This window comes from Streptomyces sp. NBC_01363, assembly GCF_026340595.1.
Taxonomy (GTDB): domain Bacteria; phylum Actinomycetota; class Actinomycetes; order Streptomycetales; family Streptomycetaceae; genus Streptomyces.
Genome location: NZ_JAPEPF010000001.1, coordinates 5,967,678 through 5,992,902 on the forward strand (window position 1 = coordinate 5,967,678; position 25,225 = coordinate 5,992,902).

Sequence of the window (25,225 nt, forward strand, 5' to 3'; positions counted from 1 at the left end):
CCGGGTCATCTGTGGCTGTGTAGATCTGGTCAACCGGAAGTTCTCCGGGAGGAGCCGATGGACAAGCTGAAGTCTCCGAACAAGCCGTTCGAGATTTATAAGTGGGAGGTCGTGGAGGCTTATCGGGACGTCAAAAGAAATCAGGGTGCACCAGGAGTGGACGGGCAGTCCATTGCGGACTTCGAGAAGGATCTCAAGGGAAACCTTTACAAGATCTGGAATCGAATGTCTTCAGGGACTTACTTCCCTCCTCCGGTGCGTGGTGTAGAGATTCCGAAACAGCATGGCGGCGGAACTAGGATGCTCGGCATCCCTACCGTCGCCGACAGGGTCGCACAAACAGTTGTTGCCCGGCATCTTGGAATTCGAGTGGATCCGATTTTCCATGAAGATTCGTACGGATACCGGCCTCGGCGATCTGCCCTGGATGCGATTGAGACGTGCCGACGCCGCTGCTGGAAGCGCGACTGGGTGATCGATCTGGACATCCAGAAGTTCTTCGACAGTGTCCGTTGGGACCTCATTGTCAAGGCTGTGGAGGCCCACACTGACGCCGTTTGGGTGAAGTTGTATGTGGACCGGTGGTTGCGCGCCCCGCTCCAACTGCCCGACGGCTCCTTGCAGAAGCGAGACCGAGGGACTCCACAGGGTTCAGCGGTTTCGCCCGTGCTGGCGAACCTGTTCATGCACTACGCGTTCGACACCTGGCTCGCCCGGACGTTCCCGGGAATCCAGTTCGAGCGCTACGCGGATGACGCAGTCGTGCACTGCGGCTCCGAGCGCCAGGCCCGTCAGGTCCTGGAAGCGTTGGAGCGCAGGATGGAAAACGTCGGGCTGCGTCTGCATCCCGACAAAACCAGGATTGTGTATTGCAGGGATGGAAAGCGGCGGGGTTCGCATGAATACACGTCGTTCACATTCCTTGGCTACACATTCCAAGCCCGCGAGGCGTGGAGCAAGCAGGGTCGGAAGAATTTCACCGCCTTCTTGCCCGCGATCAGCAAGAACGCTCTGAAGAAGATCAGCAGAGAAATTCGCTCCTGGCGAATTCGCATGCGGATATGCATGACGCTCCAAGAGCTCGCGCGGTGGGTCAACCCCATCGTCCGTGGCTGGATGCAGTACTACGGCGCTTACTACCGCTCTGCTCTGCATCCCCTCCTGACGCGCATCAATGCCTACCTGATGCGTTGGGTCCGTAAGAAATATCGACGGCTCCGGACATTCAAGAAAGCTCACGCGTGCTGGAAGCGGGTTACAAAACAGTATCCAAGGCTTTTCGCTCAGTGGGCATGGACTCCGATGTTCTGGTGATCAAGATGGCAAGAGCCGTGTAACGGGAGACTGTTACGCACGGTTCTGTGGGAGCCCGGGGGTGAAATTCCCCCGGGCGACCCAACCACCCTTGCGGCGTGCCGAAATCCTTCCCCTTCCCGCAGGACCTCCTCGACGCCCAGGCCGCCCTCGACGAGACCCGTGCCGCGTCCGAGGAGTACGCCAAGACCCTGCCGTGGTCGGGCTGAGCCGATGCCCGGCTGAGAGAGCGACAAGCAGCTCCACAGCAACTACATCTCCGCGAAGCCGGACAGCCCGGGGTACACCGAGGACCAGGCCGCGGAAGTCACCCGCTTCCGCGCCCGGCTCCGGGAGCTCAGCATCGCTGTGTCCACACATCCCTTCTGGGATTCCGTCGAAGCCGGCGACCGTGTTGCGGCACGTATGGCGCTCAAGCACGCACACGAGCCGGCCGAGGCGTAGCCGTGTCCGGCGGCATATCCGACCTGGACAAGAACCAAGCCCTGGCCGACTGGCTGGAGTGGCAGCTGCGTCAGGTCCGGGGCCGGATCCGGGAACTGGAGATCGCGGAGCAGCAGGAGCGGCGGCGTCGGGAGCAGGCGCACGCCGCGATGCGGTGGAAGATCCAGCCGCAGCGGTCGTCGTCGGCGGCTCTGGTGCACCGCGGGGACTGTGCCCTGTATCCGGTCGAGGGTGGATTCCTCACCCGCGAGGACGCGATGATCGCGCTGGCCGAGCCGGACATCGAGCCGTGCCAGATCTGCAAGCCCGAGACAGGGCTGGAGCAGTGTGGCTGAACGCCCGGCTTGAGAGCATGTGGGTCCGACGTGGACCGGCGGGAGGCGCGGATGAGCCTTGACGAGCTGCAGCAGCAGGCGATGCGAGTACATGATCTGTACGACCGGCTGAACCGGCGTGAACGGGGCCGGGTTGTAGGTTCCGCGATTGAGTGTCCAATCGTGTGGCGTTGAGCTGGGGTTTCGTTCGAGTCCGCGTTAGTTGTCGTCGACGTCCGTCCGCAGAGTCGTGTCCAATCCTCGTGATCAGCCGTTCGTGCCGGGGGCGACCCAGTCGAGTGCGGATCTGAGGAGAGCATGGAGTTCTTGGTCGGTTTGGAGGTCTCGATGCTCAGGACGGTTGTCACCACTGCCGAGGTCCACGTAGTCGAGTTCGGCTTCGCCGCTGCTCCAGACGGTGATCTGGATGCCCCGGTCCCGGGCCTCGACAGTCAGCCATGCGCTGTTCTTGAGTCGGCCGTCTTCTGGGGAGTGCCGCAGTTCGGCGGTGATCCCACGCGCGCAGAAAACCGCGTCGTTCTCGGCGAACCATGTCGTGAGCGTGTCCGGGAGGTTAGGCAGTCGATGGCCGTTCCCGACTGTGGAATAGGACATCTGGAAGGCGAGACGTTCATCAGCCTGGTCACCGATACGCGCGAGCACGCTGTCCAGGTCGAGGAACTCCTCCCAGACCGTCCTTCCGCTCGCCACCGCGAGCCTGGCGACGACAAGGTCTTCGAGTTCGGTGACCCGTTTGTTCTTCCAGATCTTGTCGGCCAGGCTGACCAGGAGGTCTTCCATCCCGGCCTCCTCAGCGGTCCAGGCGGCGTGTGTTCCGGCGAAGCGTGCGATGGCGGAGTCGATGCCTCGGGTCATAAGCAGCTCACGGCCGGCTTCTTCGTGCTGTGCGCCGGGAGCAGTCAATTCGGCGGGGTGCAGGACCTTGCCGATGTCGTGGGTGGCGGCTCCGAAGAGAACGGCCTCCGGGTTGATGCCCAGATCGAGGTTGCGTGCAGCGATCCATGCGAGGAGTTGCCCTGCAACGTCGTGGACTGCTCGCAGATGGGCGACCAGGCGCGGCGGAGCATCAACGTCGTGAAGAAGTTCGGCTGCTTCGATGGGCAGTGGACGCAGCGGGGGCTGGCCGGTGTCCTGGAGGGCGATCGACAGTACTCGCGAGGTCGTCACCGCGACAGGGTAGCCGTTGCACCCACGGGTGTCCGCGTACACGTGAACGTGGCTCTGGCAAGATTTTCGTAGCCGGAGATCATCTCGGAGGGAAGGTCAGCCGGTCCGCGTAGTGGCGGCGGAGGTGGGCGATCAGGACGACGCGGTGGCGGAGAAGTGGGACGCCGGCGCGTCCAGCCATCAGACGTTTCTGCAGCTTGACATCGGTGATGCGACCTTCGTCGACCCCGGAGTTGTAAGGGGTAGTGATTCCCTGGGCGACGGCATGCCGGTCTTCGCGCAGGGCTCCGGCGAGGCCGGCGAGAGGGGCCAGTCCGCTGTTTGCGAGGTCATCCAGCCAGCCTGGCAAGGGTGTCGCGTCATGGTTGTCGAGCATGCTGGCGAATCGGCGGACCAGGTCGTGGGTGTGCCTGAGTTCAGGGCAGTGATCGAGGAGCCGGGGCAGGCGGTCGTTGATGCGCGGGCTGCGGCGGCCCGGATGGGTGGTAATCCAGCGGGCGGCTTCGCGCGGGGAGGGCGGTCGCTCGCGTGGCTCGTCCAGCGGCAGACCCCGTCGTAGGGGTGCGACGGCCATTTTCACGCGCTGGTAGTGGCCGAGGTAGCCCTTGGTCCGGAGCTCCTCGTGCAGGATCTTCGCGCTGTGCTGTCCCTCGTCCCAGCGTTGTTGCAGGTAGTCGAGGTAGGGGTCCAGGGTGGAGGGCTTGCGGGGCGGGCGGCGCATCACTTCCTGCCAGGTGCGGGCTCGGGCGTACTTGCGTACCGTGCGGCGGTCCAGGCCGAGCTCTCGGGCCACGGAGCTGTGGCTCCGGCCGGTGCGGGTCAGATCATGCACGGCCTCGAACAGCCTGCGGGCGTGGCGCCCGGCCCGGGTGTCCGCCGCGGTGTTCTCGGCAGTCTCCTCGACCGGTGCGGGATCGGTCTCACTGACCGGGGGCAGTGCTGCGGCCAGGCAGCCGCGGTGGGTGGAGGCGATGTCCTGAACGCGGCGGGAGAGGCCCTGCCAGAGGTGGAAGCGGTCGCTGACCTGCACGGCGTCGGGTGCGCCAGCAGTGATGCCCCGCCGGTAGGTGAGGGAGCCGTCGCGACAGGCGACCTCGACACCTGGGTGCTCGCGAAGCCAGTGGTTGAGCTGCTCCGCGTCGCGTCCTTCCCAGAGTGTGAGCGGGAGCCGGGTGGTGGCGTCGACCAGGAGGGTGCCGTAGGTATCGCCGTAGAGCGCGAAGTCGTCCACCCCCAGCACCCGGGGTGTCTCCAGTGGCGGAAGCGGCACCCGCATCAGATGGGACAGGACAGCGCACCGCGAGAGCGTGACGTTCAGGATCCGCAGCATCCGGGCACCGCCCCGGCCGGCCAGCACCACACCGACAGCCTCTACCAGGCGCTGCAACTGTGGGGTGCGCCGCTGGTAGCGCACGGTCAGCCCCGGCACTTGCTCGGCGAAGGTCACCTTCGGGCAAGTCGGGTTTTCGCAGTACAGGCGGCGTACGGACAACTCGATGCGCAGAGGCCGGCCTCCGAGAGTGACGTCGGCGAGGCGCCGTACATAGCGGCTGTGGCACCACGCGCTGAGCTGGCCGCATCCCGTACATCCCACTGGAACACCGGACCTCGTGCGGGCGCGGACCGTCACGACAGCATCGGAGACATCGGCCGAAACCACCAGCACATTGACCAACTGCGGTAACAGGCTTGCCATTTCAACAGAGCACAGCTGCAGTCTGCCCACTACGCGGACCGGCGGACCGTCCCTCCGAGATGATCTCCGGCTACGAAAATCTTGCCAGAGCCGTGAACGTACCCAACTATGTACGGACGAACGTGCTCAGCTGGTGCTGTGCTGGGGTCGGCGCCTCGCCCGGCGGCACCCGACCCACGACGACGGCCCCGATCGGTGATCGGGGCCGTCACCGTGTCCGACTACGGGTGTGATACTGGTGGGCTCGCGTATTCAAGTGTCGCCAGTTCTGGCGCTTGGGAGACGGAGCAGTGACTGTGCGCGTTCGCCGGGAGGCAGGGGTTGCGTGCTGTCAGGGCCGCAGAAGCCTGACAGCAAGGAAGCACGGAGCCTGGTGGAGCTTGTTGTAGGCCGTTTCGTCGAGTTCTCGCAGGCCGGGCGTCGGGCGAGGCTCGATGAGTCTTTCAAGCATGAATCCGGCGGCCAGCAGCTCGCTCAGGAACGTTTCCAGCGACATGCGCTGGTAGTGGACTGCCAACGGCCCCCCAGCGAGCGGGAGGTCAACCCAGTCCTCGGCGTAGTACGAGCCACCGAATTTCCGCCAGTCAGCCGTCGGGTGGGTCGTCGAGACCAGCAGCCATCCTCCGGGACGCAGGACGCGTCGTAGGTCGCCGAGGAGACGCGGCCGATCGGCGATGTGGTGGAGCATCAATGCGCACACGACTCCGTCGAACGACGCGTCGTCGATGAAGTCCAGCGGCTTCTCCGCGTCGTGCATGCGCAGTTCGGCCCGGTCACCCAATCGCTCCCGCGCGTGACTCAGCAGAGTTGCGCTGCCGTCGATTCCGACTACCTCGGCACCACCCGCCAGGAGTTCGGCCGCGTAGTGCCCGGCCCCGCAGCCGACATCGAGAATCTTCAGCCCGGCAACATCCCCCGCTAGCGCGAGCATCGCTGGCCGATCGGTGTGTGCGTTGTAGGGGCTGGTGTCGGCGTTCTTTGCGAAGTAGTCGCCGACTTCGTCGTGGTAAGCGGTCTCTGCAGGCATCGTGACAGCATCGCGCCGGTGGCTGCCAACCGCGAGCGGTTTTGTGCAACCCAGGGTGCGTCCGGTCAACGGCTGCCTTGACTTGGGTCTGATTGTGGTCGGCTCGTTTTCAACTGTCGCAAGTTCTCCGCGGGGTCCAGCCGGGTGGTGACCGCCATTGGTCTCCGGCGGCGTATCGGCTCCAAGTGCCTCCGGCCTCGGACGCGAGCTTGGCTGTGGTAACCCGGTGATAGCCAAGAGCCTCAGCGACGACCGGTGCGGGCATTTCCAGAACGTGTTGCCGGATCGCGGCTGTGCGGCCAGCGATGGTGGGGATGCCGATGTCGTTGATGAGCGCGGCGAGAGCGTCGGGGTGCATCGGTTGTCCGGCCCGGCGGCCGGGGAACAGCCACCGGGAGGCGTGGTTGGTCGCGGTGTTCATGTTGTCCCGGCTGCTGATCCAGCGATGCAGCAGTTCCGCGAGCGGTTCGGGCACTGGGGACGGCGGTTCGCCGAGGCGGAGAAGTGTCTGGTCGTTGCTGTGGCCGATGTCGTCCAGGGTGAGACGCACGACTCGGCTGAGTGGCTGGGCATAGAGCAGGACGATCACGCCCGCGACCCGAGTGCGAAGCGGCAGGTCCGGGTCGGTGAGAAGACAGCCGATCAGCTCCAGTCGTTCGGGCTGCGGTATCGGAGTTGCCCGGCGGATCTGGACCGGAGGAAGCCGGAAGGGCCGGGTGAGCTTGCTGGCCGAGCACCAGAGCAGGAAGGCTCGCATGGTGTTGCGGGTGTACTCCTTCTGCTCGGCGTGCCAGGCGTCGATGCCGGTCTGGCCGCAGGTGCCAAGGGTGTGATCACGGGCGGCGAGCCAGGTGAGGAAGGCTGTGGCCTGCTTGACCTGGTCAGCGGCATGTCGACGGGCTGCCGGTGTGATCGGCTTCTTCTGGCTGCTGGTCCGCAGGCGTGGGAGCACTTCCCAGGTGGCGAACCGGCGGATGACCTGAGCGTGGTCGGGGTCAGGAATGTCGGCGAGGTGGCCGATGAGCCACCGTTCGAACGAGCAGATCTGCTTGTCGACGGCGGGTAGGACACCGCAGGACATGAGGAGTTCCCTCAGATGGGCGGCGGCCCGCCAGGGTTCGAGGGCGTGGAAGGCTTCGTGGGTCAGCTCGATGTCGCCGGTGGCGAGTCGGCGTAGCCAGTCGGCGGTGGAATCGGGGCGTTCTTTGTGCCGGTCGAGCCAGGCGAGGCCGGACAACGGGCTGTCCATGGTGCGGAGCGAGTCGGCCAGCGGAACGAGTTCGAGGCGGATGCGGCCGGTGCCGTCGTCCAGCAGCTGGGAAAGCCGGTCGGCAACGGTGCAGCGGGTGCAGAGCCGACCTCCGTGCAGCTTGCCTTCCTCTCCGCAGCGGGAGCATCGATAGGACATCATGAAGCCCGCGCAGTCGGAGCAGATGGGCGTGCGGTCGCCGGGCCGTAGGCCGGGAAGAGCCCGCTCGACTCCACATTCGGGACAGGTTCCACGAACGCAGAGAGCTTTGTCGTGGCAGGTGCGGCAGACATAGCCGTCGGGCCAGCGAGCGGCGAACCAGCCGTGGCGCTGACAGCGGGCGCACGTCCTCTTGTGCCAGCGCTCGCACTCCTCGGGGGTGTAGGAGGGGCTCACTCGTCAGGAAGGATTCGGGCCGGTCGAGGCCGCAGCTTCGCGACCGACGTCGGCAAGGCAGGGAGATCACCGGTCGCGGTCTTGCGCACTCCGGCGTTCTCGGCGGTCGTGGTGACCAGGTCTGCCGGCGTGCAGGAGAAGATGTCGCAGAACGCGGCCAGGACCTGAAGCGACAACCGCTCGGGGGTGCCGGAGACCAGGCGGTGGACCTGGGAAGCTGACAGTTCGATGCCGCGGTCGCGTAGTAGCGGCACCAGCTCGGTGGTGGTGAACATGCCGTGGGTGCCCATCAGTTCGCGCAGCTTCCACGTGTAGCCGACCTTGCGCTTCACCTCTGCCTCCCGGCCTGGCTCTCCAGGGCGGCGGCAATGGTGCCGTCCAGATGTCGACGGAGTGTGCGTGTGCGGAAGTCCGAGCTCACGCAGGTGTAGATCGCGGTCGTGCTTGCGTGGTCGTGACCGACCTGCTCTTGGACGAATCGCGGATCCCAGCCAGCCTCGATCAGATGGGTGACGTAGGACCTGCGGAAGGAATGGAAGTCCAGTCCTTCGTCCAGGCCAAGGGCCTGACGATAGGTGATAAACCGGGAGTTGAGCCGCTGGCAGCCGATCCGCAGTCCACGCTCGGAGGGCCAGGCGGCTGGGTTCCCTTCGCCTCCGAACAGCGGCCGGACCTCGGTGAACCACTCGTCCAGGATGTCGGGAGCCCAGTCCCAGACGGTCAGCACTGTGCGTCGCTTGGGCGGCGAGCCCTTCTTGGCTTTGCCGAACCGGACGCGGCACAGACCGAACTCGCCGTACTCGTTTCCGTGTGGGTTGCGGCCGAAGTCAGCGGCGTCCAGCATCCGTGTTTCGTTGCGTCGTGTGCCGAAGGCGTACGCGGTCTTGAACAACGTCGCGTCGCGGAAAGCGGGCAGCCAGCCCTTGCGGCCGAAGGCCCGGATGCGGGCCACCTCGTCGTCGCAGTGGGCGAAGAAGGCATGTAGCTCGGCCTTGGTGAAGGCGCGCTTCTTCGCATCGGACTCGTTGTCCTGGACGTGTACCGCGGTGTTCCACTCGTGCACGATCTGGACTGGATGGGAGCCGAACCGCTCTTCACACGTGGTGGCCCACTCGTAGAGGGGGTCGGTAGCGAAGTGGCAGAAGGAGCGGATGGCTTCGGAGTACGAGCGGATCGTCGAACGCTTCAGATCACGCAATGAGCGCAGATCACCGAGCCATTCGTCCACCATGGCCGGCGTCCACTGCCACGGGAAGGCGTTCACGTAGGCGGTGAACGCCTTCACCGTGTTCTCCCGACCTTCGACAGTCGAGCGGGCCAGGTTCCGTGCGAGCTGCTGATTGGCGAATCCGCCCAGCATCGCGGAGAAGACCTGTTCCTCCGGCCGCAGCAGTGCGATGCCGTCTGTCAGGTGCAGTCTCGCCGCCCCCGGGACGGGCCCGTTGAACCTCACTGTCCACCACTCTCCGTAGCTCGCATCCAATGCGAGAAAACCGCATCGGATGCGAGTCGGCGGCGAAACCGCAGGCCGTCCATCCGGACGAGTGACAGTGGCTGGCCAGCAGGCCTCGCCAGCCGCTACCGTCGCGCGACGCAACAGAGCCGGACGTCCCTGCTCAGCGAGGTGTCGTCCGCCTTCGCCGGCGTCGCCACATCAACTGTCGCCAGTTCGCATCCGATGCAATTGGCGGCGCTTGTAGTTGCGGTACAGAAAGTGCCGCTGAGATTGATCATGGTCGTCTAGCACATCTACCAGGGTGCCGCCGGGGTTCTCGGAAAGATCGTCGAGTGGCTGTCGGTGCTGGCTACGGTCCGGATCGTGCCGGTGGAGTTTCTGACTGATGAGCAGGCCGAGGCGTATGGGACGTTCACCGAGGTGCCCACGCGCCCGGAGCTGGAGCGGTTCTTCTTCCTCGATGACGACGACCGTGACCTGATCGCGCTGCGGCGTACTGACGCGCACCGGCTGGGCATGGCGGTGCAGATCTGCACCGTCCGCTACATCGGCCGGTTCCTGGGCGACGATCCGCTGGCGGTGCCGTGGGAGGTCGTGGAGTACCTGGCCGGGCAGCTCGGCATCGAGGACGCGTCGTGCGTGAAGCGGTACCCGGAGCGGCGCAGGACACCGTACGAGCACGCGGCGGAGATCCAGGAGCGGTTCAAGTACCGGGACTTCACCGACCGGAAGTGGGGGCGGGAGTTCCGCGGCTTCCTGTACGGGCGGGCGTGGACGCACGCCGAGGGGCCGGTGGCGTTGTTCAACCACGCGGTGACGTGGCTGCGCAAGAACCGGGTGCTGCTGCCCGGGGTGAGCGTGCTGGCCCGGCACGTGTCGGAGGCCCGCACGGTGGCCGAACGGCGTGTGTACGAGGCGGTGGCCCGCGCTGCGCACCGGGCCGACCCCGCGCTCGCGCCGGCGCTGGCTGAGCTGCTGGTGGTGCCGGAGGGCAAGCGGGTATCGGAGCTGGAGCGGCTGCGGACGCCGCCGACGAAGTCGACGGGCACCGCGATGGTGCGGGCTATGGAGCGGGTGGAGGAGATCTCCGCGTTCGCGCTGGGGCGTGTGAACCTGTCGCGGGTGCCGGTGAACCGGCTGTCCACGCTGGCCCGGTACGGGTAGCTGAGCACGTTGCAGACGATCGAGCGGGCGCCCGATCCGCGGCGGACCGCGTTGCTGACGGCGGTGGTGCGTCAGCTGGAGGCGCAGGCGGTCGATGACGCGCTGGACCTGTTCACGGTGTTGATGGCGAACCGGCTGATGAGCCCGGCGCGGCGGGCCTCGGAGCGGGAGCGCCTGGCGATGTTGCCGCAGCTGGAGAAGGCGGCCCGCATCCTGGCGAAGGCGTCGAAGATCCTCACTGAGGAGCTGGACCTGGTCGCCGAGCACGACGCGGACCTGGACGTCGCGGCGCTGTGGGCGGCGGTTGAGGAGGCCGTGCCGCGTACGGTGGTGGCCGGCGCGGTGGCGACCGTCGAGGCCCTGGTGCCCGAGGACGACGGGTCGGCCGAGGCGGCGATGCGCGAGAAGCTGGCCCTGCGCTACAACACCGTGCGCCCTTTCCTGGCCCTGCTGGGCGAGTCTGATGCGCTGGGCGCCGCACCGGCCGGGCGGCGCTTGTTGAAGGCGGTGCGCCGCCTGCCCGCGCTCTCGCGCCGGAGGGTCAAGGACCGGCCGCTGCTGCCCCGTGAGGTCGACGCCGAGTTGGTGCCCGCCATGTGGAAGCGGCCGGTGTTCTCGAACACCAAGCTGCCCCAGGGCGCGGTCGACCGGGACGCGTACGTGGTGTGCGTGCTGGAGCAGCTGCACCGCGCGCTGAACCGGCGCGACGTGTTCGCCGCCCCGTCGAACCGGTGGGCGGACCCACGCGCCCGGCTGCTGGACGGCCCTCGGTGGGAGGCGATGCGCGCGGACGTGCTGGCAGGCCTGTCCCTGACCGAGGACGCGGGCGAGCACCTGGCCCAGCTCACGCGCGGGCTGGACGCGGCGTGGCGGCAGATGGCCGACCGGCTCGCCGAGGCCGGCGATGACGCGAAGGTGGAGGTCGTCGTCCCCGAGGGAGGCGGCCGTGCCCGCCTGTCGGTGGACAAGCTCGGCGCGGTGGGCGAGCCGGAGTCGCTGACCTGGCTGAAGACGACCACGGAGGCGATGCTTCCCCGGATCGACTTGCCGGACCTGCTCTTCGAGGTGCACTCCTGGACCGGGTTCTTCGACTCCTTCGGGCACGTCTCGGACCGGCGCACCCGCATGGAGGGCCTGCTCGTCTCCCTGGTCGCGCTGCTGGTGTCGCAGAGCTGCAACATCGGTCTGACCCCGGTCATCGATCCGGAGAGTAAGGCGCTGACCCGCTCGCGGCTGTCCCACGTCGACCAGAACTACGTGCGCGCCGACACCCTCGCCGCGGCGAACGCTGCCTTGATCGCCGCCCAGTCCCGCATCGAGCTGGCCCAGATGTGGGGCGGCGGGCTGCTCGCCTCCGTCGACGGCCTGCGCTTCGTCGTACCCGTCAAGAGCATCAACACCGGGCCCTCGCCAAAGTACTACGGCTACAAACGCGGCGTGACCTGGCTCAACGCCGTCAATGACCAGGTCGCGGGCATCGGCGCGATGGTCGTGCGCGGCACCCCGCGTGACAGCCTCTACACCCTGGACACCCTGCTGAACCTCGACGGCGGCGTGAAGCCGGAGATGGTGGCGACCGACAACGCCTCGTACAGCGACATGGCCTTCGGCCTGTACAAGATGCTCGGCTTCCGCTTCGCCCCGCGCTTCCGCGACCTGGCCGACCAGCGGTTCTGGCGGGCCGACCTGCCCGACGGAGAAGGGCCGGCTGCTGGGTACGGGCCGCTGGAGGCCGTGGCCTGCAACAAGGTCAACCTCAAGCGGATAGCCGCGCACTGGCCGGACATGCTCCGGTTCGCCGGGTCGCTCATCACCAACCAGGTCCGGGCCTACGACCTGCTGCGGATGTTCGGCCGCGAGGGTCACCCCACCCCGCTCGGTGCCGCGTTCGCCGAGTACGGGCGCATCGACAAGACCATGCACCTGCTCGCCTTGGTCGACCCGATGGACGATACCTACCGCCGTCTGATGAACCGGCAGCTCACCGTGCAGGAGTCCCGCCACCGGCTCGCCCGCGCGATCTGCCACGGCGGCCGGGGCCAGATCCGCCAGGCGTACCGGGAGGGCCAGGAGGACCAGCTCGCCGCCCTCGGCCTGGTCCTCAACGCCGTCGTCCTGTGGAACACCCGCTACCTCGACGCCGCCGTGGCCCGGCTCCGTGCCGAGGGCCACGACATCAAGGACGAGGACGTCGCCCGGCTCTCCCCGCTCAAGGACCGGCACATCAACTTCCTGGGCCGCTACCTGTTCAACATCAAGGCCAGCGCGCCAGGCCAGGGCCTGCGCCCCTTCCGGGACCCGGACGCCGCCGAGGACGACGAGAGCGACTGACCGCGTCCCGAACGGCTGCACAGTGGCCGAGGGGCCTGATACTGCCTCAGAAGCCGAAGGAGTTGTGCGGTTCGGGGTCGATGCGGAACAGCCGGGTTAGCTGCGCGATCGCGCCGTCGGCGTGCGGAGTGATGCGACCCGCGTACATCAGGTCATGTGCCGACATACCGCCGAAGTAGAGCGAACTGAGCGCCGCGATTGTGATGGTCAGATCCGCCTGCTGGTCGGCGGCAACGCATGCCACCGACGTACCGCCTGTGCGGAGAAGCCATGTCCGGTTGTTCGCCGGGCACATTTGGTCGTCATCGATGGTGAACGCCACCTCGCCGACCGTGTCGTACGAGCGTTGCGTCAGGGCGCGGGGGACGTCGAGAAGGCGTGCCCACAAGTTGTCGGACTGCCGGGCGATGCGCATCGCTCGCGGGTTCGCAAGTATCCACCGCAGTGGTTCGTCGCGCGGGCGGCCGGGCGCCACGATGGTCCTGGTGAGGTCGAAGTCGACCAACAAGCTCCACAGTGCGCGATACGCCGTCGGGTTCGTCGCCTCCAGCGCCTCAACAACGAGTGTCCCCGCGTTGACGGCTGTCGAGGACCACGGCAGTCGGAAGTTGGCGATGCCGTCTACCTCGCCGTGCTGGTCGCGGTGGGCGAGATACCGCAGCGGTCCGTTCGTGCCGTCCGTAGTGTCGGACAGGCTGTCCCAGTGCCCGGGCAGGGGGGTGAGCTCACCGGTACGGTGTGCACGCACCTCCGCGTGCACCACAGGCCAGAACTGCTTCGCCTGCGCGGCGTCGACCAGCTCCAGCGAACCCGGGTCGGGCGCTGCCGGAAGGAAGGCGGCTTCGTGACGGTCCAGCTCCCACCGCGTGCGGAAGGTCGCCGGTGAGAACCCGAATCGGCCGTAGATGCTGCCCTCGCTGGCGCTGAGCATCGCCAACGGCTCGCCTCGGTCCAAGGCGGCGTCGAACATGGCCTGCATCATCCGCCGCAGGTAACCGCGTCGGCGGTGTGTAGCGATCACCCCGGTAGAAGTAACGCCGGCCATCTTGACCGTGCCCCCGCCAGGAACCGTCACGTCGAAGGAGATGGCGGCCGATGCGCCGACGCACGCGCCATCTGCGAAAGTCGCGATCGGGTGGAAGGACTCGTCCTTGACGTCAGCTTCTGCCCACTCCTCTAGCTGCTCGGCGGTCGCCGGAGTGCGCCGCGGGGGCCACGGCTCCGGACCCCCGTGCCACGCGGCATCAGCTGGCTCCCATTGCGGCAACCCGTTCGCGAAGGGCAAGGCCCGGTAGTACGCGTTCATCTCATCTCGTTGCGGTGGGCGCACCTGGGTAACCATGGCGGACAGTAGATCCACAACCATCGTCTACAGACAACCGATTACTTGATCGCCGAGCTACCAACCTTCAAGAAACCTTCGTTTTCTGAAGATCGCTCTGCGAGGCCGCCCGGACCCCGCAGAGCCTTCAAAAACCCCTTCAAAAACCTGGGTCATTCAATAACCCCGACCCAACGTTTTCTGACATGATCCGTGGCCATGACCGCTCTCGAACCGGCCGAGCCGGGCCTCCTCGTCGCCGAACCACTCGTCCGCACCGAGATCAAGATCGGATATGCGCGAGTCTCGACCAGCGGGCAGAAGCTGGAGCGGCAGCTCGACGCGCTCACCGCCGCCGGGTGCCGGAAGATCTTCGCGGACAAGAAGTCCGGCAAGAACGCGCTCCGCCCCGAACTGAAGGCGTGCCACGCCTTCCTCGACCCCGGCGACACCCTCGTCGTCCCGAGCCTGGACCGCTACGGCCGCAGCCTCCAGGACCTCATCAACATGGTCGCCGAACTGCGCGAGTGCGGGATCGGCTTCACCTCGCTGCACGAGAACCTGGACACCACAACCCCCGGCGGCCGGCTCGTCTTCCACGTCTTCGCCGCGCTCGCCGAGTTCATCCGCGAACTCATCGTCATCGGCACCAACGAGGGCCTGGCCGCCGCCCGCGAGCGCGGCCGGGTCGGCGGGCGCCCGAGCGTCGCCACCGAGGAAGTCATCCGCGCCGCTCGCGATCTGCTGCCGGACCCCGGCCGCTCGATCACCTCGATCGTCAAGCTGCTGGGCGTCTCGCCGGGCACCCTCTACAACCACATCCCGGACCTGCGTGAGCTGCGCGCTGGCGCCGTGCCTCGTCAGCTCGAAGCGCCGACGAGGTAGGCCAACCCCAGCAAGATCAATCTCAGCGGCACTTTCTGTACCGCAGCTACTCCTACCCGGACTACACCTCGTTGAAGCCACGCGACGCGTCGTAGATGTCGAGTTCGATGAAGACCACGTAGAAGCTGGTTACGACGTACTGGACCATGACGTGGTCCTCCCAGACCGAGCGGGTCACTGTGTCGGTCGTATAGGTGAGGTGACTGCCAGCGCCCTCTGGCTCGGCTGCGATCCTGTCGACCAGACGCAGGAACGTTTCCCGATCTCCGGCCGGCATGTAGTCGCGAAACCGCACAACCTGCTCGGTGAACTGCACTCGTTTCTTCATCGAGGCAGGACTCTATGGCCACGGTGCATGCCCTCGCCGGGAATTTCGGCCGGGCCTGCTGGCTGACAGGGTAGCTGGGGCGGCAGCTAATGGGCCGCCGCCACCGTCGGGCGGCCGCACTCGCCGACCGCCTCGGCCAGGACCTGCCGCACGTCGACGTCACCCCGGGGTGAGCGCTTCCGAGTTGCTGACCGTTCAGCAGTTGGGCGGACTGGTACTGGTCCTGGCCGGAGTCGTCCTGGGCAGGCCCACCCGCGCGGAACGAGGCGGCAGCGGTCAAGAACCCGCCATTCCGGCCGCCGACGACCAATCCGTACCCGAGCCGTACGCGTAGCCACAGTGACCGCCTGGGCGGGGACGGCGCCCCGGCGGGCCCGGTGTCCGGACGACCGGCCGCCCCGCAGTCGGATCCACCGCAGTCAGCCGGCCGCCAGGACTTCGACCCCGCGCGCCGTGCTGCTCGATCACCGGGTCGTGCGGCTTCTCGTCCGTGATCAGCCCGCTGATCTCTTCCCGACGCGGCAGGACACGGAAACGGGAAGCAGTGCCGATCTTCTTGGAGGAGGCGAGGACATAGGTGTCCGCGGCCCGCGCCGCGAGGGCGCGTTTCATCGCAACCTCCTCGGAAGGTGTCCGGCGGAGACGTTCTGCACGGCCTCGACCGCAGCCTCACCGCAAGCGACTGCCGAGTGCTTGAAGAGGCGGCCACCGAGCACGAAGACCTCCGCTCGCGGATGGTCGAGCAGAGCCACGGCGATCGGCGGACTGTGGGTGATCACGGTGCAGGCCAGGTCCTGGCCGGACGCCTGTGTGGCTGCTTGCAAGCAACTGAGTCAGCGGCTGCTGTGGCCGCGCAGTGCGTCCTGGAGCCACCGGCTCCAGGACAGGGCCGCCGCCGCGTGGTCATCGGTGCGGGGCGCCAGGCGGACACGCGGTCCCACGATCTGGATCGCGGCGATCACCTCACCGCGGAAGTCGCGGACCGGTGCGGCGATCGAGTACAGGCCGGGTTCGGCCTCCTCGTCGATGACGGAGTAGCCGCGCTCGCGGGTCCCTGCGAGACGGCGGAGAAAGTCGTCGACGCTGGTGGGGGTGTTGGGTCCGTGGCGTACGAAATCGGTGCGGGCGAGTACCGAGGCGACCTCATCGTCCTCGGCGTCGCACAGCAGGGCCTGGCCGCAGTCACTGCAGTACGCCGGGTAGGGCCGCCCGATCCAGGAGCCGATCTGATTGCTGCCCGGCGGCACCCGTTCCGCAATGGTGACGGTGGCGTCGCCGACGAGTATGCCGAGGTAGCAGCTCTCGCCCGTGTCGGCGGCCAGCCCTTCCAGCGCCGTCTGTCCGTCGGTGCGCAGCCGGTGGGCTGTGAGCTCCTGTGCGTCCGCGTACAGCCGCCAGTGCGGTGCGAGGGTGCGTGACGCGGCGTCGCGCAGGAGGAATTCCTCCTCGGTCATGGCGTTGAGGGCCCGGGACACCTGACTGCGGTCGCGCCCCATGTCGCGGGCCAGGTCGCTGATCGAGGCACCGCGGTGGTTGGCAACCGTGCGACCGGTGAGTGCGGACAGTACGTCGAAGCCCCGGCCCACACTCGATTCCATGCGCGGCACCCTACCCGGCCCGGAAACCACCCAGCGATCACCCCGGTGATCATCCGGCGAACCTTTTTCAAACTGTGCAGCATTCACATCTTGTCGTGCACTTAATGCACACATAGCATCACGGTCAATCGGAGAAGGGAACTCACACACATGACCACCGCCACGACGGCATCGGCACTCGATGGTGTGTCCGACCGGCCGCCCCTCGGGGGGATCAAGCTCCGCTCAGTCCGGTCGGTCCGGGTGTACTGGCCGGTCACCGGTGAGACACTCGCCGCCCTGGGAGCGGGCCAGACCGAGACGCTGCGCGACGACGCGGCATTCGGCTCGTTGCTGCAGGTCCTGCGTTCTTCACCGTGTGCGGGCGACTTCGGTGTCTACAGCGACGTCTTCGAGGTGGGTGTCGGCGTGGAGGGCTTCACCACGGAGCAGGGAGCCCACCCGGCCTTCGGTTCCGTCGGCGTCAGTTCTCTCTCCCCCACGCTCACTGTCACCGTCCACATCGACGCTCGTACGCCGGACGACGAGGTGTCGCGCGTCCTCGGCCGCATCCTGGATGCCCATCCCTGGGAAGTCCCGGTCGTCGAACTGTCCGCTCCATTCGACCTCGTCTACCGCGCCTGACCGATGTCGCAGACGTCAGGCGTTCCTCCCGGCCGCGGCGCGCGGGGCCACCCCATCCCGCACGCCGCAGGCCCCACCAGTGGCATCACCCGTTCGCCATGCGTTGCCGTCCCCAGCCGCTGCCACCCAAGGACACGTCATATGTCCCTGCCCCTCACGCCGGGAAGCCCCCCGGCACAGCCGCACACAGCGCCTTCGTCCCCTCCTTCGTCCCCCGCACCGCCGCCCGTCCCGTCCGAAGCGCCCCGCGAGGCACTACGCCGCTCCATGACCGCCCGCCACCTGGTCATGATCGCGATGGGGGGCGTCATCGGCTCCGGGCTGTTCATCAGTTCCGGCTTCACCATTTCCCAGGCCGGCCCTCTCGGTGCCGTGCTCGCCTACCTCGTCGGCGCGTTCGTCGTTTACCTGGTCATGACCTGCCTTGGTGAACTCGCCGTCATCTACCCCGTCTCGGGGTCCTTCCACATCTACGCCGCCCGTTCCATCAGCCCGGCGACCGGATTCGCCACGGCGTGGCTGTACTGGCTCACCTGGGCCGTCGCCCTCGGCTCCGAGTTCACCGCCTGCGGTCTGCTGATGCAGCGCTGGTTCCCCTCGGTGAGCGTGTGGGTCTGGTGCGTGGTCTTCGCCGCGGTCGTCTTCGCAGTGAACGCCTTCTCGGCACGGATCTTCGGTGAGACCGAGTACTGGTTCTCGCTGATCAAGGTCGTCGCCGTGGTCGCCCTCATCGTCCTGGGCGGTGCCGCCCTGGCCGGCTTCCACCCGCTCGCCGACAGTGGACGGGCGTTCCCGTCCCTCTTCGAGAACTTCACCACCGACGGCGGCCTCTTCCCCCACGGCTTCTCAGGCATCCTGGTCACCGTCCTCGCAGCCTTCTACGCCTTCTCCGGCTCGGAACTCATCGGCGTCGCCGCGGGCGAGACCGCAGACCCAGCCACCGCCGTCCCCAAGGCGCTGCGGGTGACCGTCGTCCGGTTGCTGCTCTTCTTCGTCGGCGCCATCACGGTGATCGCCGCCATGATCCCGTACGAGAAGGTCGGTCTCGACGAGAGCCCCTTCGTCACCGTCTTCTCGACCGTCGGCATCCCGTACGCGGCGGACCTGATGAACTTCGTGATCATCACGGCGCTGCTGTCGGCCGGGAACAGCGGACTGTATTCCTGCGCCCGCATGCTGTTCTCCCTGTCGGAAGAAGGACAGGCACCACAGGCACTGCGCCGCCTCAACTCCCGCGGAATCCCCATGACCGCGCTGCTGCTGAGCATGCTGGGCGGCCTCGCCTCCCTGCTCAGCAGCGTGGTCGCAGCGGAGACGGTCTACCTGGTGCTCGTCTCCGTGGCAGGCTTCGCCGCCGTCGGCGTCTGGATGTCCATCGTCGCCTCCCAGTTCCTGCACCGCCGGCAGTTCGTCAACTCCGGCGGAGACATCAGGACCCTGGCCTACCGGACCCCGTTCTACCCAGTCGTGCCGGTACTCGCCTTCACCCTCTGCCTGGCATCACTCGTCGGCATCGCCTTCGACCCGGCGCAGGTCACGGCCCTGTACTTCGGCATCCCGTTCGTCGGAGCCTGCTTCCTCTATTACCACCTGCGCCACGGGGCCGGGCAGTCGTCCAAAGCGACAAAGACGGAGACGGGATGTTCATGAATCCGACCTGTCTCCTGCTGGACCTCGACGGCACCCTGGTCGACTCGGCGCCGGGCGTCACCGCCAGTGCCGCGGCCGCGCTGCGCAGCGTGGGCGCAGGGGTACCGGACGAGCCCACCCTGCGCTCCTTCGTCGGACCGCCGATGTACGAGTCCTTCCGGTACGTCGTCGGCCTCGACGAGGAGACGGCGCGGCGGGCCCTGCACACCTACCGGGCCGACTACGCGGAGCACGGTGCCCTCGACAGCTCCCTGTTCACCGGAGTTCCGGAGATGCTTGACGCCCTGGCCGGGCTGGGGATGACGATGGGCGTGGCGACGTCCAAGGTCCAGGACCAAGCCGAACGCGTGACCCGGCACCACCGTCTGGACGCTCGTCTGGCGGCAGTCTGCGGCATCGACGAGTCGGCGGGACGGACTACCAAGCGTCAGGTCATCCGGCTCTGCCTCGCCCGGCTGCGTGCACTTGGTGTCGATGTCTCCCGGCCGCTCATGGTCGGCGACCGGGCGTACGACGTGCAGAGCGCGGCGGCCGAGGGGATCCCCGCCGTCCACGTGCGGTGGGGATACGGCGGCCCCGAAGAGGCCGCAGGTGCCGTCGCGTTCGTCGCCGAGCCCCCGGAGCTGGCCGACCTGCTGACGAACAATCCGACCTGACGGGCCGAGCGTCGGTCTGCAGCCCCGAAGCACCCCCGTCATACCGGCCGGCCCGTGCGCGTCGCACGGGCCGGCGCCCAGCCTACGAGACAGAGACAAGGTCGAACTGCACATGGACCGCTTCCCCGAGCCCCGCCTGTGGGCCGCTCTGCGCGAACTGACCGAAACGTCGGTGCACACGGACCTCACCCACGCCTTCCACCCGGGCCAGCCGCACTTTCCGGCGTTCCCGGACGAGCGCCGCGAGATGCCCTTCGACATGAAGCGCGGTGACGGCTTCAATGTGCACCTCTACACGTTCGTCGGCCAGTGGGGCACCCACGTCGACCCGCCCGCGCACTTCGTGGACGGCGCACGCACTCTGGACGACATCCCCGTCAAGGAAATGCTCCTGCCGCTGGTCGTCCTCGACATCACCGGCCGTGTCGAGGCCGACCCCGACTCCGTGCCCACGCTGGACGACGTGACCGCCTGGGAAGGGCGCAACGGCCGTATACCGGCCGGAGCCTTCGTGGCCCTGCGCACGGGCTGGAGCCGCCGCTGGCCGGACCCGTCCGCCATGGCCAACCGGGACGAGGCGGGCCTCAGCCACGCACCCGGCTGGTCGGGGCCGGTGCTGCGTCATCTTTTCGAGGAGGTGGGCGTCACCGCCATCGGTCACGAGCAGACCGACACCGACCCCGGTCTGGCCACCTCGGCAGGCGACTTCAGCCTGGAGCGGTATGTCCTGGAGCGCGACCGGTGGCAGATCGAGCTCATGGCCAACCTCGACCGGGTTCCCGAGGCGGGCGCACTGATTGTCGCGACCTGGCCGAAGCCGCAGGGGGGTTCCGGCTTCCCGGCCCGGGTGTTCGCCGTCCACGGGGCGGAGTGCGCTGTCCGGTGAAACGGCCGGAGCGGTAACCGATGCCCCCGCCCCGGCGGCCAGCAGGCCGCCGGGGTCCTTTCACGACCAGAACCAGGAGCCGAGGCCATGGACGCCGTCGATGAGAAGATCATCGCTGAACTGACCCGCAACGCCCGCATCACCCACGCCGAACTCGGCCAGCGTGTGCAGTTGTCCAGGAACGCCGTGCGCCAGCGGGTGGAACGTCTCGAGCGGCAGGGGCACATCGGCGGCTACACCCTAGTCCGCCCGTCCGGCACGGCGGCCGGAGACCTAGTCCGCGCCCATGTCCTCGTCTACCGGAAGGACCGGATGCGCGGCGGCGACGTCCTCGCGGCGATCAGGCGCATTCCCGAAGTCGTCTCCTGCGACGTGCTGAGCGGCGAGTTCGATCTGCTGGTCAGTCTGGAGGCCCGGTCCCTGGAACGCGTGAGGGGCATCTGGGAGCACATGGCCCAGATGCCCGGTGTACGTGACACGGTCACCACTCTCGCGCTGTCCCGCGTCGTCGACCGCAGCCGGTCCTGAATCGCAGGGCCGAGGGAGCTGCTGCCCCCGGCGGGCCGGCGGGCAGCAGCGGTACGCGGGCTGCCCTGCGGGGCCGGCCGCGTCCCATGCCCCAGGGGCTGCGGGCGTCCCGTCAGGCGCCCGCCCGGAGCAATTGCTCGGCGCTGTCACGGTCGAGCAGTCCGCTGTCGACGACGACGTCCAGCACGTCGGCACCAGTGGCCAGTGCCTGCCGGGCGGCCTCGGCCGCTGCCGCGTACCCGATGCGGGGTATCAGCGCCGTCACCACCCCGACAGACCCTGCGGCGTGCCGCGCCAGTCGCTCCTCGTTGGCTGTGATCCCGACCACGCACAGGGTGCGCAGAGTGGCGCAGCCGCGAGTCAGCCACGCGATGTGCTGGAGGAGCAGGTGGCCGATGAGCGGCTCGAAGGCGTTGAGCTGCAACTGCCCGTTGTCGGCGGCCATGGTGATCGCCACATCGGCCCCGGCCGTGGCGAAGGCGATCTGGTTGACAAGTTCCGGGATCACCGGGTTGACCTTGCCCGGCATGATCGAGGAGCCGGCCTGGCGCGGCGGCAGGTTGATCTCTCCGAGGCCGGACTGCGGGCCGCTGGACAGCAGCCGCAGATCGCTGCAGATCTTCGACAGCTTCACTGCCGTGCGTTTGAGGACCCCGGACGCCTGGAGGAACACACCGGTGTCGGAGGTTGCTTCGACGAGGTCGGACGCCTCCTTCAGGTCCAGCCCGGTCAGTGCCCGCAGATGCCGGACAGCGGCCTGGGCGTATCCGGTTGCCGCGGTGACGCCGGTGCCGACTGCGGTGGCGCCGAGGTTGGTCTCGGCGAGCAGCGGAAGCGTTTCGGCGATGCGGGCGGTGTCCTCGGCCAGAGTGACGCCGAACGCGGCGAACTCCTGGCCGAGTGTCATCGGGACCGCGTCCTGCAACTGGGTGCGGCCCACCTTCACGACATGCCGGAACTCCCTGCCCTTGGCCTTGAATGCCTCGGACAGCAGGCCGAGTTCAACGGAGAGGTCGGCGAGAGCCGCGCTCACGGCGATCTTCAGGGCTGTCGGGTAGACATCGTTGGTCGACTGGCATCGGTTGACATCGTCGAGCGGGTGGAGGACGTCGTACCGTCCACGGGCGCAACCCAGGCGTTCCAGGGCGAGGTTGGCGATGACCTCGTTGGCGTTCATGTTGGTGCTGGTGCCGGCACCGCCCTGGACGACGTCCACGACGAACTCCTCGTGGTATCGACCCCGTTCGATTTCGGCGCACGCCTCGGCGATGGCCTGTGCCTTGCGAGGCTCCAGAGCACCGACCTCCTCATTGGCCATGGCCGCCGCGTGTTTCACGGCGGCCATGGCCCGCACCAGGTGCGGATGGGAGGCCGCGGAGACACCGCTGATCCGGAAGTTCTCCAGAGCGCGGGCGGTGTGCACGCCCCAGTACGCCGCCTGGGGGATCTCCACCTCGCCCAACGAGTCGGATTCGATGCGGAAGCCGCTCACCGGCCGTCGCCCGTCCCGTTGAAGCAGACGACCTTGGGCTGGGTCATCTCCTCGTAGGCGAACCGCACCCCCTCACGGCCCATGCTGCCGTACTTGAAGCCGCCGAACGGCATCGCGTCGAAGCGGTAGTCGGAGGAGTCGTTGACCATGACGCCTCCGGCGTCCAGCCGCCTGGCAGCCGCCAGGGCTCGGTCCAGCCGGGTGGTGAAGATACCGGCGTGCAGGCTGAACTCGATCTCGTTGGCCCGCTCGACGGCCTCCCCGAACGAGTCGAAGGGCTGGAGGACGACGACCGGCGCGAACGCCTCGTCCTGCCACACCGCAGCCGTGCCCGGGACGTCCTCCAGGACCGTCGGGGCATAGACACTGCCATCGAGCCGATTGCCGCACAGCAGAGTCGCCCCCTGTTCGAGCGCCGCGTCGACAAGGGCCTTGGCAGCGGCCGCCGAGCCGACTGTGATCATTGGCCCTACGTCCGTACGCTCGTCCGTCGGGTCGCCCGCCCTCAGCCGCAGTGTTCGCGCGACGAAGGCGTCCCGGAAGGCCGCATACACCTGGCGGGCGACAAGGACCCGCTGGACGCCGATACAGTTCTGGCCGGCCGCCCAGAAGGCACCGGACACACAGCCCTCCACGGCGGCGTCCAGGTCCGCGTCCTCCATGACGATCACGGGCGCGTTGCCGCCGAGATCCATCGCGAGTTTCTTCAGTCCCGCCGAGCGGGCGATCGCCTCACCGGTGCGGAAACCTCCGGTGAAGGACACCATCCGCACGTCGCGCGAAGCAACAAGGGCCGCACCCAGCTCGGGCCCGCCGTTGACGACGGTCACGACCTCCTCGGGCAGACCGGCCTCGACCAGCGTGTCCACCAGGCGCAGCGCCGACAGCGGGGTCAGCGCGGACGGTTTGAGTACCACCGCGTTGCCGCCCGCGACGGCTGGCCCCAGCTTGTGAGCGACCAGGTTCAGCGGGTCGTTGTACGGGGTGATGGCGGCGATGATCCCCAGCGGCTCCCGGGTGAACCACCCCTGACGGTCCTCGGAGCCCTCGTACGCGTCGAAGGGCACCACCTCACCGGCGTTGCGGCGGGCCTCGGCGGCCGACAGACGCAGGGTATTGACCGCGCGGGCGGTCTCCTTGCGGGCCTGGACGAGGGTCTTCCCCGCCTCACTCACGATCAGCCGGGCGAAAGACTCGGCGCGTTCCTCCACCAGCCGGGCCGCGCCGTCGAGGACCTTGGCCCGGGCAGCCCGCGACATGGCCCGCGCGGTGGTGCGGCCGTCACGGGCCCGCAGCATCACGGCTTCCAGGGCGTCCGCAGCGACGGCACAGACCGAGCCGATCGTCTCGCCGGTGTAGGGGTTGCGCACAGGCGCCATGTCGTCGCCGAGGTGCAGCGCGGTGTTGATCACGGTCTCAGACACGGTTCGTCTCCTCCAGCTCACGTGCACTGTCCACCGGCGCGCCGGCGCGTGCCCCGCCGGTGGCCCCCTGGGTTCCGGTGCCGCGGTCGTTGCGGCTCTCATGGATGCTGATGATGTCCGACAGCAGCGCGTACGCGGTCTCCGTGCGCCCCGCGCCGGGCCCGGAGACCGTGACGGTTCCCAGCAGGTCGGTGTGGAAGGCCACCGCGTTCACCGGTCCTGAGACCCCGGCCAGCGGGTGGCTGTCCGGCAGCGCCACGGGGGCGACGCGCGCATCCACGGTGCCGTCGGGGCGCCGGGTCGCCGATCCGACCAGTTTCCAGCGCAGTCCTTCGGCCGCGGCTGCCCGTATGTCCTCGGCGGTGATGCCGGAGATGCCTTCGCAGGGCACGTCGGCGCGCTTCAGTTCCGTGCCCAGCACCTCACCGGCCAGGATCATGACCTTCAGCTGGACGTCATGCCCCTCCACGTCGGCGGTGGGGTCGGCCTCCGCATATCCCAACGCCTGCGCCTCGGCCACCGCGTCGGCGAAGTCCATGCCGCTCTCCAGCCGGCCGAGGACGTAGTTGGACGTGCCGTTCATGACGCCCTCGACGGCCGACACCCGCAGCCCCCCGAACATCCGCCGCGCCGTGCGCAGCACGGGCGTGCCACTGAGCACTGATCCCTCGCACTCGAAGGCGACGTCATGACGCCGGGCCAGTTCCTTCAGCTCGCGCCCGTGCAGTGCCACAGGGCCCTTATTGGTGGTACAGACGTGCTTCCCGGCCTCCAGCGCCCATCGCACGTGCGACAGCGCGGGCTGGCCGTCCTCGGGATTGGTGAAGGTCGCCTCGGCGACGATGTCGGCCGGGACCTCCCGGATCACCCACTCGTTGCGGGGATCAGGGCTGCCGCCCGCCATGCGGGAGAAGTCCAGTTCGCTGGGCGTGGCCGCGAGCAGCGGAGCCAGTTCGATGCCGTCGGCGCGCACCAGCGAACCGGCACGCAGATCGGTGATGGCCACCACGCGCAGACCGAACCCCAGTTCGGCGGCAAGTGCGTCGCCCCGCTCGGTGATCAATTCGGCGAGCGCGCGGTTGACACCGCCGAATCCGATGAGGGCGAGGTCGTATCGGGTCATCTGGTTCTCCTTCACGTGGACCCTGTGCGTGCTGAACAGCGTTGCGCCCGGGGCGGTCATCCAGACCGTGCCGATGCGGCCGAGGCTCATGACGATCCGCTCCTGCGACGAGCGGATCGCTATAGTGCCGA

Annotated in this window: 21 protein-coding genes and 2 pseudogenes; 10 read left to right on the forward strand and 13 right to left on the reverse strand. The window is 67.8% G+C overall.

Translation table 11 applies throughout. The annotated features are described in order from the left end of the window. Positions 1–57: 57 nt before the first annotated feature. Both ltrA and OG611_RS27280 read left to right on the forward strand, forming a co-directional pair. Positions 58–1,314 (forward strand): group II intron reverse transcriptase/maturase, encoded by a 1,257-nt coding sequence (gene ltrA, locus OG611_RS27275; RefSeq protein WP_266425037.1) that lies wholly within the window; start codon positions 58–60, stop codon positions 1,312–1,314. Between the two features lie 446 nt (positions 1,315–1,760). Next, positions 1,761–2,093: a DUF6233 domain-containing protein gene (locus OG611_RS27280; protein ID WP_266425040.1), complete on the forward strand. Its 333-nt coding sequence runs from the start codon at positions 1,761–1,763 to the stop codon at positions 2,091–2,093. A gap of 246 nt (positions 2,094–2,339) precedes the next feature. Here the strand turns inward: OG611_RS27280 and OG611_RS40745 are convergent, their stop codons facing one another. The 6 genes from OG611_RS40745 to OG611_RS27310 all read right to left on the reverse strand — a co-directional run bounded on the left by OG611_RS40745 (position 2,340) and on the right by OG611_RS27310 (position 9,225). Beyond that, positions 2,340–3,302 (reverse strand): HD domain-containing protein, encoded by a 963-nt coding sequence (locus tag OG611_RS40745; RefSeq protein ID WP_323180241.1) that lies wholly within the window; start codon positions 3,300–3,302, stop codon positions 2,340–2,342. Positions 3,303–3,339: 37 nt separating this feature from the next. Next, a complete protein-coding gene (locus OG611_RS27290; RefSeq protein ID WP_266425043.1) occupies positions 3,340–4,956 on the reverse strand; it encodes an ISL3 family transposase in 1,617 nt (538 codons plus the stop codon). A 331-nt stretch (positions 4,957–5,287) separates the two neighbouring features. Beyond that, positions 5,288–5,983: a class I SAM-dependent methyltransferase gene (locus OG611_RS27295; RefSeq protein ID WP_124723359.1), complete on the reverse strand. Its 696-nt coding sequence runs from the start codon at positions 5,981–5,983 to the stop codon at positions 5,288–5,290. A 109-nt stretch (positions 5,984–6,092) separates the two neighbouring features. Further along, positions 6,093–7,394 carry a hypothetical protein gene (locus OG611_RS27300; protein WP_266425048.1) on the reverse strand — a complete coding sequence of 434 codons (1,302 nt, stop codon included), beginning with the start codon at positions 7,392–7,394 and terminating at the stop codon, positions 6,093–6,095. Positions 7,395–7,624: 230 nt separating this feature from the next. Continuing rightward, complete coding sequence (locus OG611_RS27305; RefSeq protein ID WP_124723361.1) at positions 7,625–7,960, reverse strand: helix-turn-helix transcriptional regulator; 336 nt, start codon at positions 7,958–7,960, stop codon at positions 7,625–7,627. After that, on the reverse strand, positions 7,957–9,225 hold the full coding sequence (locus OG611_RS27310) for a site-specific integrase (protein ID WP_323180243.1): 1,269 nt from the start codon (positions 9,223–9,225) through the stop codon (positions 7,957–7,959). The genes OG611_RS27305 and OG611_RS27310 overlap by 4 nt, the downstream gene beginning before the upstream one ends. Positions 9,226–9,447: 222 nt before the next feature. Here OG611_RS27310 and OG611_RS27315 point away from each other — a divergent pair. Then, positions 9,448–12,579 (forward strand): annotated as a pseudogene (locus tag OG611_RS27315) (Tn3 family transposase). Between the two features lie 46 nt (positions 12,580–12,625). On the opposite strand, the gene OG611_RS27320 reads toward OG611_RS27315, so the two are convergent. After that, positions 12,626–13,921 carry a GNAT family N-acetyltransferase gene (locus OG611_RS27320; protein WP_266425053.1) on the reverse strand — a complete coding sequence of 432 codons (1,296 nt, stop codon included), beginning with the start codon at positions 13,919–13,921 and terminating at the stop codon, positions 12,626–12,628. Between the two features lie 198 nt (positions 13,922–14,119). On the opposite strand from OG611_RS27320, the gene OG611_RS27325 reads away from it, so the two are divergent. After that, the gene (locus OG611_RS27325; RefSeq protein WP_323180244.1) at positions 14,120–14,785 is read left to right on the forward strand and encodes a recombinase family protein; all 666 of its coding nucleotides are present in this window, start codon (positions 14,120–14,122) and stop codon (positions 14,783–14,785) included. Between the two features lie 61 nt (positions 14,786–14,846). Here OG611_RS27325 and OG611_RS27330 read toward each other — a convergent pair whose 3' ends face one another. Further along, entirely contained in the window at positions 14,847–15,101 is a 255-nt protein-coding gene (locus OG611_RS27330) for a hypothetical protein (protein ID WP_266425055.1), read from the reverse strand. A 181-nt stretch (positions 15,102–15,282) separates the two neighbouring features. Here OG611_RS27330 and OG611_RS27335 point away from each other — a divergent pair, with 181 nt between their 5' ends. Beyond that, positions 15,283–15,447 (forward strand): hypothetical protein, encoded by a 165-nt coding sequence (locus OG611_RS27335; protein ID WP_266425058.1) that lies wholly within the window; start codon positions 15,283–15,285, stop codon positions 15,445–15,447. Positions 15,448–15,532: 85 nt separating this feature from the next. Here the strand turns inward: OG611_RS27335 and OG611_RS27340 are convergent. Further along, a pseudogene (locus tag OG611_RS27340) lies at positions 15,533–15,907 on the reverse strand (DeoR family transcriptional regulator); the annotation flags it as partial. 39 nt (positions 15,908–15,946) lie between these two features. Further along, complete coding sequence (locus OG611_RS27345) at positions 15,947–16,711, reverse strand: IclR family transcriptional regulator (protein ID WP_266425060.1); 765 nt, start codon at positions 16,709–16,711, stop codon at positions 15,947–15,949. Between the two features lie 150 nt (positions 16,712–16,861). Between OG611_RS27345 and OG611_RS27350 the strand changes: the two genes are divergently transcribed. The 5 genes from OG611_RS27350 to OG611_RS27370 all read left to right on the forward strand — a co-directional run bounded on the left by OG611_RS27350 (position 16,862) and on the right by OG611_RS27370 (position 21,055). Further along, positions 16,862–17,335, forward strand: a complete 474-nt coding sequence (locus tag OG611_RS27350) for a hypothetical protein (RefSeq protein ID WP_266425063.1) — start codon at positions 16,862–16,864, stop codon at positions 17,333–17,335. A gap of 267 nt (positions 17,336–17,602) precedes the next feature. Beyond that, a complete protein-coding gene (locus OG611_RS27355; protein ID WP_266425066.1) occupies positions 17,603–18,985 on the forward strand; it encodes an amino acid permease in 1,383 nt (460 codons plus the stop codon). Beyond that, positions 18,982–19,641 (forward strand): HAD hydrolase-like protein, encoded by a 660-nt coding sequence (locus OG611_RS27360; RefSeq protein ID WP_266425069.1) that lies wholly within the window; start codon positions 18,982–18,984, stop codon positions 19,639–19,641. Before OG611_RS27355 ends, OG611_RS27360 begins: the two co-directional genes overlap by 4 nt. 112 nt (positions 19,642–19,753) lie before the next feature. Further along, on the forward strand, positions 19,754–20,527 hold the full coding sequence (locus OG611_RS27365) for a cyclase family protein (RefSeq protein ID WP_266425071.1): 774 nt from the start codon (positions 19,754–19,756) through the stop codon (positions 20,525–20,527). 87 nt (positions 20,528–20,614) lie between these two features. After that, positions 20,615–21,055 carry an Lrp/AsnC family transcriptional regulator gene (locus OG611_RS27370; RefSeq protein WP_266425074.1) on the forward strand — a complete coding sequence of 147 codons (441 nt, stop codon included), beginning with the start codon at positions 20,615–20,617 and terminating at the stop codon, positions 21,053–21,055. A 112-nt stretch (positions 21,056–21,167) separates the two neighbouring features. Here the strand turns inward: OG611_RS27370 and OG611_RS27375 are convergent, their stop codons facing one another. From OG611_RS27375 to OG611_RS27385, 3 genes are read right to left on the reverse strand one after another with little or no spacing between them, the layout of a single operon-like run. Next, complete coding sequence (locus OG611_RS27375; protein ID WP_266425077.1) at positions 21,168–22,547, reverse strand: aspartate ammonia-lyase; 1,380 nt, start codon at positions 22,545–22,547, stop codon at positions 21,168–21,170. Beyond that, the gene (locus OG611_RS27380) at positions 22,544–23,971 is read right to left on the reverse strand and encodes an aldehyde dehydrogenase family protein (RefSeq protein WP_266425080.1); all 1,428 of its coding nucleotides are present in this window, start codon (positions 23,969–23,971) and stop codon (positions 22,544–22,546) included. The genes OG611_RS27375 and OG611_RS27380 overlap by 4 nt, the downstream gene beginning before the upstream one ends. Next, positions 23,964–25,184, reverse strand: a complete 1,221-nt coding sequence (locus tag OG611_RS27385) for a homoserine dehydrogenase (RefSeq protein WP_266425083.1) — start codon at positions 25,182–25,184, stop codon at positions 23,964–23,966. The genes OG611_RS27380 and OG611_RS27385 overlap by 8 nt, the downstream gene beginning before the upstream one ends. Positions 25,185–25,225: the final 41 nt, after the last annotated feature.

What these genes read in the sequence shown, in the direction of transcription:
- OG611_RS27295 (WP_124723359.1), bottom strand. Translation starts at nt 5,983, where the DNA reads ATGCCTGCAGAGACCGCTTACCACGACGAAGTCGGCGACTACTTCGCA.
- OG611_RS27350 (WP_266425063.1), top strand. Translation starts at nt 16,862, where the DNA reads ATGACCACCGCCACGACGGCATCGGCACTCGATGGTGTGTCCGACCGG.
- OG611_RS27360 (WP_266425069.1), top strand. Translation starts at nt 18,982, where the DNA reads ATGAATCCGACCTGTCTCCTGCTGGACCTCGACGGCACCCTGGTCGAC.
- OG611_RS27385 (WP_266425083.1), bottom strand. Translation starts at nt 25,184, where the DNA reads ATGAGCCTCGGCCGCATCGGCACGGTCTGGATGACCGCCCCGGGCGCA.
- OG611_RS27370 (WP_266425074.1), top strand. Translation starts at nt 20,615, where the DNA reads ATGGACGCCGTCGATGAGAAGATCATCGCTGAACTGACCCGCAACGCC.
- OG611_RS27290 (WP_266425043.1), bottom strand. Translation starts at nt 4,956, where the DNA reads ATGGCAAGCCTGTTACCGCAGTTGGTCAATGTGCTGGTGGTTTCGGCC.
- OG611_RS27365 (WP_266425071.1), top strand. Translation starts at nt 19,754, where the DNA reads ATGGACCGCTTCCCCGAGCCCCGCCTGTGGGCCGCTCTGCGCGAACTG.
- OG611_RS27345 (WP_266425060.1), bottom strand. Translation starts at nt 16,711, where the DNA reads ATGGAATCGAGTGTGGGCCGGGGCTTCGACGTACTGTCCGCACTCACC.
- ltrA (WP_266425037.1), top strand. Translation starts at nt 58, where the DNA reads ATGGACAAGCTGAAGTCTCCGAACAAGCCGTTCGAGATTTATAAGTGG.
- OG611_RS27320 (WP_266425053.1), bottom strand. Translation starts at nt 13,921, where the DNA reads ATGGTTACCCAGGTGCGCCCACCGCAACGAGATGAGATGAACGCGTAC.
- OG611_RS27325 (WP_323180244.1), top strand. Translation starts at nt 14,120, where the DNA reads ATGACCGCTCTCGAACCGGCCGAGCCGGGCCTCCTCGTCGCCGAACCA.
- OG611_RS27300 (WP_266425048.1), bottom strand. Translation starts at nt 7,394, where the DNA reads ATGATGTCCTATCGATGCTCCCGCTGCGGAGAGGAAGGCAAGCTGCAC.
- OG611_RS27355 (WP_266425066.1), top strand. Translation starts at nt 17,603, where the DNA reads ATGACCGCCCGCCACCTGGTCATGATCGCGATGGGGGGCGTCATCGGC.